Origin of the sequence: Pseudomonas kitaguniensis (assembly GCF_009296165.1) — a bacterium.
GTDB classification, from domain to species: domain Bacteria; phylum Pseudomonadota; class Gammaproteobacteria; order Pseudomonadales; family Pseudomonadaceae; genus Aquipseudomonas; species Aquipseudomonas kitaguniensis.
The window spans coordinates 1-9,730 of the sequence record NZ_VUAZ01000173.1; the positions used below are offsets into that span (position 1 = coordinate 1).

8 protein-coding genes and 2 pseudogenes are annotated in these 9,730 nt (G+C 60.5%); 4 read left to right on the plus strand and 6 right to left on the minus strand.

What is annotated here, in order from left to right; all coding sequences use genetic code 11:
- Both F0169_RS24935 and F0169_RS27485 read right to left on the minus strand, forming a co-directional pair.
- Positions 1-2,417 (minus strand): RHS repeat domain-containing protein (locus tag F0169_RS24935; RefSeq protein WP_241679174.1); only part of this gene is annotated, 2,417 nt, incomplete at its 3' end.
- 311 nt (positions 2,418-2,728) lie between these two features.
- Positions 2,729-2,878: a hypothetical protein gene (locus F0169_RS27485; RefSeq protein WP_172979549.1), complete on the minus strand. Its 150-nt coding sequence runs from the start codon at positions 2,876-2,878 to the stop codon at positions 2,729-2,731.
- Between the two features lie 180 nt (positions 2,879-3,058).
- Here F0169_RS27485 and F0169_RS24940 point away from each other — a divergent pair.
- Both F0169_RS24940 and F0169_RS24945 read left to right on the plus strand, forming a co-directional pair.
- Positions 3,059-3,924, plus strand: a pseudogene (locus tag F0169_RS24940) (pirin family protein).
- Positions 3,925-4,157: 233 nt separating this feature from the next.
- A pseudogene (locus F0169_RS24945) lies at positions 4,158-5,602 on the plus strand (mechanosensitive ion channel domain-containing protein).
- A gap of 8 nt (positions 5,603-5,610) precedes the next feature.
- Here the strand turns inward: F0169_RS24945 and F0169_RS24950 are convergent.
- A complete protein-coding gene (locus F0169_RS24950) occupies positions 5,611-6,189 on the minus strand; it encodes a TetR/AcrR family transcriptional regulator (protein ID WP_122251827.1) in 579 nt (192 codons plus the stop codon).
- Positions 6,190-6,358: 169 nt separating this feature from the next.
- Here F0169_RS24950 and F0169_RS24955 point away from each other — a divergent pair, with 169 nt between their 5' ends.
- Positions 6,359-6,946, plus strand: coding sequence for a LysE family translocator (locus tag F0169_RS24955; protein ID WP_152747908.1), 588 nt, complete (start codon positions 6,359-6,361; stop codon positions 6,944-6,946).
- On the opposite strand, the gene F0169_RS24960 is transcribed toward F0169_RS24955, so the two are convergent.
- On the minus strand, positions 6,888-7,781 hold the full coding sequence (locus tag F0169_RS24960; RefSeq protein ID WP_152747909.1) for an AraC family transcriptional regulator: 894 nt from the start codon (positions 7,779-7,781) through the stop codon (positions 6,888-6,890). The genes F0169_RS24955 and F0169_RS24960 overlap by 59 nt on opposite strands.
- Before the next feature lie 153 nt (positions 7,782-7,934).
- Here F0169_RS24960 and F0169_RS24965 point away from each other — a divergent pair, with 153 nt between their 5' ends.
- A complete protein-coding gene (locus tag F0169_RS24965) occupies positions 7,935-8,504 on the plus strand; it encodes a GNAT family N-acetyltransferase (protein ID WP_241679173.1) in 570 nt (189 codons plus the stop codon).
- On the opposite strand, the gene F0169_RS24970 is transcribed toward F0169_RS24965, so the two are convergent.
- Together F0169_RS24970 and F0169_RS24975 are read right to left on the minus strand one after the other, a co-directional pair.
- Complete coding sequence (locus F0169_RS24970) at positions 8,501-8,992, minus strand: GNAT family N-acetyltransferase (protein WP_152747910.1); 492 nt, start codon at positions 8,990-8,992, stop codon at positions 8,501-8,503. The genes F0169_RS24965 and F0169_RS24970 overlap by 4 nt on opposite strands.
- Positions 8,993-9,121: 129 nt before the next feature.
- Positions 9,122-9,415 carry a hypothetical protein gene (locus tag F0169_RS24975; protein WP_058412649.1) on the minus strand — a complete coding sequence of 98 codons (294 nt, stop codon included), beginning with the start codon at positions 9,413-9,415 and terminating at the stop codon, positions 9,122-9,124.
- Positions 9,416-9,730 lie beyond the last annotated feature (315 nt).

The window sequence follows — 9,730 nt, forward strand, 5'->3', positions numbered from 1 at the left end:
CTGCTATCGGGATACCAAACGCCAGTCAGTTGCCCGTGTTTGTTGTAGCTGTAGTCGGTAACGTTGCCGTCGGGATCAGTCTTGCGCGTGACGTCGCCTTGGTCGTTACGCTCATACTTCCAAATCGCCTCACCACGGCGCACGACACGTACGAAGCCGTTGTCATGCTCGTAGGAAGTCGGCTCGTCGTCCCCCGGAAACAGCGCGACCAAACGTCCGGCTTCATCGTACTGATACGCCGTCACCGCCCCCAGCGGGTCTTGCTCGACCGTCAGCCGGCCCTTGTCGTCATAGGATTTGAAATGCTCAGCGCCATCCAGATCAATCCGCTGCACCAGCCGTGCGCGCTGGTCATGCACGTAAACTTCCTGGCTGCCATCGGCGTTGTGAACCGTGACCCTGCCGTTGTCATCCCAGGCATAACGCGTGTCCATCTGTGAAAAGCTGGCCCAATGCCGAACACACCGCGCCGCCTTGCCTGATCGTTCCCACGCCCAAAAGAAACGCGCGCCACCGGCCAACTGCCGCTCAAGAATGACGTGCTGCTCGTCGTACCGATAAAACTCGGTTTCGCCTACGGCATTGGTCGCTGAAAGCAGTCGTCCAGCGTCGTCGTAGGTGTAGAAAACAACTTGCTGTTCAGTAATCCATTCGAAAGGTTCATGGCCTTGGGCGCGCTGAACCTGATAGTCCACCGCCACGATGTGGCCAGACGCGTAGCGTAAAAACAGCGACCGGCCTACACCATTGTCCAGCCGCTCAATGCGCCCCGAAAAGTCACGGGAGATTCGCAGGCGGTTGTCGTAAGCATCGCTGATCGCAGTCAGCACACCGTCGCGAAAATGATAAAAACGCGAAGCCTGAGCCAGCACTAATTCACCGGGCAAATCCCCCCAATAAATCGCCGCTTCGGCCAAGCTGTTGGTAATCGCCGGTCGAGAAACGCTGGGTAACGGAAACTCAGTCGACCGATTCTCATGGTCCGTCCACACCACCGAATCACCGTCCACCACCAACCGTTGCGCCAGCGCATGACTCCAGCCAAAACCCAACCCGCCATCCACGTCCACCGCACTGGTGCGGTACACCCGCGTCCACTCAAACGGCAAAAGCCCGTCCAGCGCGCCATCGGTGAGGGTCAGCAATTCTTCCCCGGTGACCATCGACACCGGGCAACCGTGGGTGATGGTTTTGTCGGCGCTGGCCGCAGCATCACCGTTCGGGTTCTTGCTTGCAGCGGGCACATCGTCGACGTGCTCTTGGCGCACCAATGTGGTCTTTTGCGTCTTGCCGCGAACCGCAGGCACCGGGTTCGCCACCAGGTGCTGCCCAGCCTTCAACGGTGCAACCGGCACCGCCTTGATCGGTATCGCCGCGCTGCCCAGCAACAACGGCTTGGCGGCCTCGACATGACTGTCCAGGCTGGATGCAGCGAAATGTTGAGAGATGTGTTCCAGCCACTGGCGTGCGCGACGAGACGTGATACCGCTCAACACCTTCGAACTCATGTTTACCGCTACGCCCATCCCGCCAGTGGCGAGACCCAGCAGCAGGTTGATCAGCACCTCGGCACTGATTTCCCCCAGCAGCTCGCTCATGGCGGGCGGTGGCAGCAAGCGCATCCAACTGACCAGTGCCGACAGGTAGATAAACAGCAGCGGCTCATCGCTCAGCACCAGCAAGCCTTTTGCGAGGGCTTCGCTGCTGACCTTCAGCAGCTTTTCAAACTCGGCCTGTGACAGGTAATGCAGGAGTTTTTCGGCGTTCGCCAGCGGGTCTGTGAGCCACTCAAACAGTTGCTTGAGGCTGTCCCAGAGTGCGTAAAGCGCATCGCCAAACCCACGCGCACAGGCTTGGTGCAGGGCGTGGTAGCGCTCAAGGAAGTCGGCCTCGGAGTAGCCATCCCACAGCGGTTTGAAGGTGCTCGCCCACTCACTGCGCAGCCAGCCTTCGAGCGGTGCGATCACCGACTGATAAGAGGCGTATAACGCCTTGAAATGCGCTTTGGAAACGTCGGGATAGAAGTTGATGCGGTACTGCTGATTGCGATCACATTCAGTGATTTCGAGAATGCCGCTGGGGCCGATGGTCTTGTGAATCGGCTCACCCAGCGGGCCACCGTTCGGGTCGATACGTTGCAGTACCACCGGTGTGTTGCCGATGGGCACAAAGCGTGCGCTCTGGAACATGTGCACCAGCGTCAACGTGCCGCTGGCCTGGCAGGTGGCGACAGTGCTGCTCGGAAACAGCGAGCGGTTGATCGGCGCAACCAGCGCTACTTCATCGCCGACCTTGAATACCTGCTCGACATCCAGCGCCGAAAAGCTGAAATAGCTCTCGGCCCAGGCTTCATAGGTATTCAGGCATTGCCTGAAATCGCTGAGTACGGATTCGACGTCCCGCGTCTTCGAATCCATCGCCGCCAGTACCAGAAAGCCAATGGTTTGGCCGGTAACAGCGATCAAGAGGCCGCCCTTGTGTTGAGGGCTCTGGCAAAATAAACCATCTGCAATCCTTCGCTCTGTGTGATCAGGCGAAGGACTTTGCAGGCGTTTTCAGGCGGTATCTGTAAAGCTTATCCGGCCGCTGCGTGGGAAGTTTCAGCAGCTCCTGTCCTCTCCCAAACACGCCCTGGCGCAGGTGACGCTTGCCGGTTCATCGGCGTGGTTTATCCATCCAGCGGTTGTTGAGTTGTCACACTTTGTCCAAGTTATTCGGGGATGGATGATTACGATTCTCTTTTGAGTTCACTCTTAAGGTCCACGCCCATGGTGCCTGCTGTTCGCTTTACACCCTTGGCCTTGCTGGTCGCCGCCAGTTTGCGGTGGTCATCCACCACCAACACGCGCGGTGCGGCAGGCGCAGGGGCAAACGGCATTGCAGCCCTCGGAAGGTTGAACGGGAGAGGGCGGATATTACTACGAGTCATTATCATTAACGCGGTTTTTGTGACGCTGCGCCGGGTTAGCGTTCTATGAGCAGGACGCTCAGGGTTGTTTTTGCCGTCTAGCGCTGAAGGGGTAACGGTTTTAAGGTGTGGGCACTTTGGAGGATCACCATGAAAAAACTCATCGGCATTTACACCAGCCCTCGCGCTCATTGGGTCGGCGACGGCTTTCCGGTGCGCACGCTGTTTTCCTACGACGCAATGGGCGAGCACATCAGCCCGTTCCTGTTGCTGGACCACGCGGGGCCGGCCGATTTCTCACCTACCGAGCAACGTCGTGGCGTAGGGCAGCACCCGCATCGCGGCTTTGAGACGGTGACCATTGTGTATGACGGCGAGGTCGAGCACCGAGATTCGACGGGTGCCGGCGGCAAGATCGGCCCTGGCGATGTGCAGTGGATGACGGCCGCCAAGGGCATCATCCACGAGGAATTTCACTCCGAAGCGTTTGCCCGCAGTGGCGGCGCGCTGGAGATGGTGCAGTTGTGGGTCAACCTGCCGGCCAGGGATAAAATGGCCGATGCGGGTTACCAGACTATCCTCGACGGCGATATTCCCGTGCTGCCATTGGCGAATGACGCTGGGCAACTGCGTTTGATTGCGGGGGAATTTGCCGGCACCAAAGGCCCGGCCCGCACCTTTACGCCGATTGATGTGTGGGATGTGCGCCTTGACGCGGGCAAGGCGGTGACGCTGGATTTGCATGCCGGGCGTAATACCGCGCTGGTGATTCTGCGCGGTACGCTGCGGGTAAATGGCGAGGAAGTGGCGCGCCAGGGGCAATTGGCGTTGTTTGAGCGTGAGGGTGTTCAGATTACGCTGGAGTCCAGTGACGATGCAAGGTGCTGTTGCTCAGCGGTGAGCCGATTGATGAGCCGATCGTAGGGCACGGGCCGTTTGTGATGAACACCGAGGCGGAAATTCACCAGGCGTTTGCCGACTTCCAATCGGGTCGTTTCGGGCAGATGCAGGGTTAATAAGCCCGCCTGAATGCGCGTGGCGGACCAAACACAGGTGGGAGGGGGCTTGCTCCCGATAGCGGTGCGTCAGTGACAGCTAGCCTGCCTGACACACTGCAATCGGGAGCAAGCCCCCTCCCACATTTTTGCAATGTGTTTGCGGTTCGGTGCTGCGTCACCCCTTACAACCTGCTATTTCCTGTGTTCACAATTCATGCGATCTTCTGGGCATGTACTCTGGAGTCGCCTGGATGCCCCCGTTTATCGCTGATCACCCGATGTTGTGCGCGCTGGCGCTGATCTTTATCGACATCGCCGTGTGGCGGTTGATTTCCGTCGACCTCGCCGGTTGGAAGCTGGCGGCGCGCTTGGCGATCTTTGCGGTTTTCAGTGCCGTGCTGTTCAACGATGGCATGAACCCCATGCAACTGGCGCCGTATGCCGACAACACGGCGTTGCATTTGGCTGCCACCGCCTTGCAGATTGGCTGGTGGCTGTTCGCTGCGCGCACCCTTACGGTATTGCTCGGCACGGTGATGATGCAGCGCGTCGGCCACACGGGGCGGCTGTTGCAAGACCTGATGGGCGCGGTGATTTTTCTGATTGCGATCATCGCCGCCATGGCCTACGTGCTCGACTTGCCGGTCAAGGGCGTGCTTGCCACGTCCGGCGCCGTGGCGATCATCGTCGGCCTGGCGCTGCAAAGCACCCTGAGCGATGTGTTTTCCGGGATCGTCCTCAACACCACCAAGCCGTATCAGCTGGATGACTGGATCTCCATCGACGGCACTGAAGGCCGGGTCACCGATATCGACTGGCGCGCCACGCGGCTGCAAACCTCGCAGGGCAGCATGGCGGTGATCCCCAACTCCCTGGCCGCCAAGGCCAAAATTATTAACTTCTCGCGCCCGGCGGACATGTTCGGCCTGACGGTCAGCCTGCAAGTCAGCCCGCATGCGCGCCCGCAAACCGTGATCGAGGCGCTGGAACGCGCGATGCAAGGTTGCCGGCCACTGCTGGCCAAACCCGCGCCCAGTGTCGCGTTCAAGGCCTCGGCGAGTGGCGGCGTCGAGTATGAAATAAGCGGTTTTGTGCCGGCGATGGCGCTCAAGCGCGAAGTGCGCAACCAGCTTTACGATTTGGCCTTTCGGCACCTGCAGGCGGCGGGCGTGGGCCTGTTGTCAGCCACCGAAAGCGCCGCGCCGCCGGCGATGTCTGGCGCGCGCGCGTTGCTTGAGCGCTCGTCGATTTTCTCCACCCTGCGTCAGGAAGAGAAAGACACGTTCAGCCAGAACATGACCCTGCACACCTACCGCGCGGGCGAGACGATTTTGCCGGCCGGGGAGGTCAGCGACCATCTGTTTATCGTCGAGTCGGCGTGGTCTCGGTGATGTTGATTAAAGCCGGCCACGCGTTCGAAGCCGGGCGCATGGGGCCAGGCGAGGTGATTGGCGAGGCGGGGATCCTGTCCGATCTGGCGACACTGGCGGACTTCACCGCCAAGACCTTTTGCACGCTGTACCGCATCGAGAAGGAATACCTGAAACCCTGCCTGGATGCGCGGCATGACATCAGTGAAGCGATGCGCGCGCTACTGGATTTCCGCCTGCACACGGCGCAGGCGCTGATTCAGGAGGCACCGGTGGTGCCGGTCAAAAAGGGTTTTTTGCAGTGGTTGCGCAACCGGGGCTTGTAGCCGCGCGGTCAGCCGTCCACCAGTTGCTGGAACAACGGCGTCAGCAAGTCGATCAACACCTGCGGGTCGGCCTTGGCCAGCGCCGACAGTTCCAGGCTCTGGCGCGTCACCAGAAAGCCCGAGACCAACGCCATCACCAGTGCCGCACGTTCTTGCTGATGCGCGCCCTTGAGCGTGGCAGCCATGCTGGCCTGTGGGCCTTTTTCGAGGTGCTCGCGCGCAGCCCCCGCTGCGCGTTTGCTCGATGCCGCCTGCAGCATGATCAGCCACCCTTGCAGCGGCGCGCTGCCCGCTTCGGTCAGGCTCACCAGCGTGGTGGCGAGGGTGCGGCCAAGGTTTTCCGCGCTGAGGTTGCCTTGCGTGAGCATGCTCGGGCTGGCGACGGTGTCGGCAATCACTTCGGCAAACAACTGCTCCTTGGAGTCGAAGTAGCGGTTCACCAGCATCGGCGTCAGCCCGGCGCCGGCGGCGATTTCCAGCATGGCGGCGCCGTCATAGCCCGATTGGGCAAATGCGTTGCGCGCGGACACTAAAATCGCTTCACGGGTGACAGCGGCATCGCGTCGGCGAGGAATCGGGTTGGGCATTGGCGTCCTGATGGGGTTGCAAGCGGAGGGCGCGCACAGAGTACAAGGTCTGTGCACCGAAAACCGCAAAGGCTCAGGGGTATTTTGTTCAATACCGCCATCGTTTCGCCCGTTACCGTGAGGTCATGTCGCTTGGCAGCACCGCTTGCCATTATCAAAAGGAACTGCAATGAGCTTGATTATCTCCATGGCCGCCTTCGCCCTGGCGACCTCCATCACGCCGGGGCCGGTCAATGTAGTCGCGCTAAGCACGGGCGCGCGCTTCGGTTTTGCCGCCAGCCAGAAACACGTATTCGGCGCCGCCGCAGGCTTCACCTTGCTGTTGATACTGATCGGCCTGGGGCTGCATGCAGTGCTGGTGCGCTGGCCACTGTTGACGCAGTTGATTCAGTGGGGCGGCGTGGCGTTTTTGCTGTACATGGCCTGGAAACTTGCGGTCGACGATGGCCGCCTCGACGCCGACGGCAGCGCCACGGCGCCGTCGATGCTGTATGGCGCGATCATGCAATGGCTCAACCCCAAAGCCTGGCTGGCCTGCGTGGCCGGGATGGGTTTGTTTGTGGCGGATGGTGACGCCGGCCAGGTGTGGCTGTTTGCAGCGCTCTACCTGGTGATCTGCTACCTGTCGGTGGCCTGCTGGGCCTATGCCGGGACTTTTTTGCGGCGCTACCTCGCCAACCCGCAGGGCGTGCGCCTGTTCAACCGCTCAATGGCCGCGTTGCTGGTGGCCAGTGTGGGGTATTTGCTGATGGCTTGAGCCCGTCGCGGTATTGCCCCGGCGTGGCGGCGAAATGCTGTTTGAAGGTGCGCTGAAAGTGCGCCTGATCGGCAAAACCTGCCGCCAGCGCCACATCGGCAATCAGCTCGCCGTTGCGCAATTGAGTGCGCGCAAACTGGATGCGCCGGTTCACCAGGTAAGCATGGGGTGTCAGCCCGTAATACTGCTTGAACGCGCGGATTAGGTACGACGGCGACAGCTCGGCCGCCAGGCAAATGTCTTCGAGTTTCAAGGCCTCGGTGCAGTGCTCGCCGATGTACTCGGCAGCACGCGCAAGCTTGTGATTGACCTCACGCACCGGCGTCAGCGAAGGGTTCAGACGCTGCTGCACCTGGGTGAAAAAACTCACCAATGTGCTCTGCTTTTGCAACAGTTCAGCCTGCTCATCCAACAGCACCCGGTACAGTTTGAGCACGCCGTTGTACAGCACGGCGTCGCGGGTGTGCGGCGTGTTGAACGGCCGATAACCCTGATCGGTACTGAAACCCAACTGGTGCTGCAAATCGGTCAGCCACGGCGTGTCGAGGTAGAGCATGTGATACGACCACGGCTCATCATGGACAGGGTTGCAGGCATGCACATCGCCGGGGTTCATCAGCACCACGGTGCCGGCGCTGATCTCGAAAGTCTGCGCGCCGTAGTGGTAATAACTGCGCCCGGTGGTGATCGCGCCGATGGAAAAATGCTCGTGCGCATGCCGGGTGTAAGTGACCTTGCGCCCGTCGGCGATGGTGCGCGCCTCGATAAACGGCAAGCGCTCGTCACGCCAGAAGCGCGGTGCTTGTGCGGGGTCGGTGGCGGTGGTCAGCGACATGGCGGTGGCTCCATCCCTTGAGAGGTCCGGGCGATCATTACACAGACGCCTGCTGAGTCGCCATCCGCGATCCGCGTTGCGGGGCAAGGCCAGGACGGCTGATCACCGTTCGTGTTAAAACATTGGCCCTTGCATTTTTAACCGTGTGACGCGATGACCGAGTCCATTCTGATTCGTCCTGCCATCCCCGAAGACGCGCTGTGCATTGGCGTGCTGGGCATGCAGGTATTCCTCGACACCTACGCCACCGAAGGCATTCGCAGCGCCATCGCCAACGAGGCGCTGCAAGCCTTTGCGCCAGCTACTATCGCACGGCTGCTGGCCGAGCCTGGCATCGCGATGTTGGTGGCGCAAGCCAACGGCCACCTCGTCGGTTTCGCCCAGATCAAGCTGCGCGCCGACCATGCGATGATCCCAACGCCCGCGGTTGCCGAACTGCAACGCCTGTATTTGCAGGGGCGCTTTACCGGCTTGGGTATCGGCTATCAACTGCTGCAAGCGGCCGAGCATTGTGCCGCGCGTGACGGGGCGTCGATGCTGTGGGCGACGGTGTGGGTGGGCAATCAACGGGCGTTGGCTTTTTACCCGCGGTGCGGCTATGCAGCGCTGGGCTCGCCGACGTATAGCTTTCAGGGCGAAACCCACGAGAATCGGTTGTTTGGAAAAAGCCTGAGCCTGACTACTGCGCGCGGTGCAGTCAGCTGGAAACGCCCGCGTTGTTAGAGCACCATCAGCATTTCATGCCAGGCCATACCGCCATGATCCGAAGGCGAAGGCTGCACATAGGTGTAGCCCATGCGCGTGTACAACGGCACATGCTGCTCTTTGCACATCAAGTGAATCGTCTGCTTGCCCATCGCGCGCATGCGCTGCACAAACTCGGTCATCAATGCCGTGGAATAGCCTTTGCCCTGATGCGCCGGGTCGACCACCACCGACATGATCACCACATTCGGCGCCTCGGGCGCATGGCCGACCAACTCCTTAAAGGCCTCGTCTGACATCACCACGTGATGCGCGCAGCCACCATTGATGAAACCCACCACCTGGCCATCCGCCTCAAGGATCAGAAAGCCTTGCGGGTACTGCGCAATGCGCGTGGCGATCTTTTCCAGGGTCGCGGCTTCGTCGCCTTCGTAGGCACTGGTTTCGATGTCAAAGCAACGGGCGGCGTCGGCGGGCAGTGCATGGCGAAAGGCGAGGGCGGGCATGGCGTTTCCTGAGGCGTTAAACGAAAGCTCGACAGGATAAAGAAAACCCCATTGCGGGCCCACTGCATATTGATCATTCATGGCACTGAAAAACCCGCCGAAGCGGGTTTCCTTAAAGCTCACGCCACATCAACTCTCGGCAGGCAGATCAAAGCCGCGCCGCTCCATCACCGTGAACACATCCGCCACATCCTGGACCATGATCCGAGCGGTGTTGGCGACGGTATTGATGTCATGCTCGGCGTAGTCGGACACATTGGAGCAGGCCATCAGGTGCAGGTAGGCGAGTGCGGCGTTGAGGCGCTCACTGGCGCAGGCGTGCAGCTCGCGCAGCGGGGCATCGCTGTCGATCAGCATGACAGGGTAATCGGTTGCGGTTTGGGTCATGGGGGTGAAGCGGCGGGGCGGGTGTTGAGTCGTCATGGTGTAAATCCTCAAGTAAAAAGAATTACCACTGGCTCTGCTGCGAAACAGATTGGGTGGCAGCTGTGCGCGGGTTCGCAGACCGGACGATTTACACCAAAACCCGGCAGACCCGAAGGTCTCCCACGCACAACCGCCATAAAACATTCGGCAGCCGGATGGCGGCTGGGGCATGTCTGACGGTGTTGGTGTGAATCGTTTTAGGGCTGCGAAACCCTGTCGCCGACCAATGCCAGCGACGGGGCGAACTATAGGGTGCCGTCAGCCGAGGTGCAACCGACAGGATGTATCAATCCCACTCGACACCCAATCTTC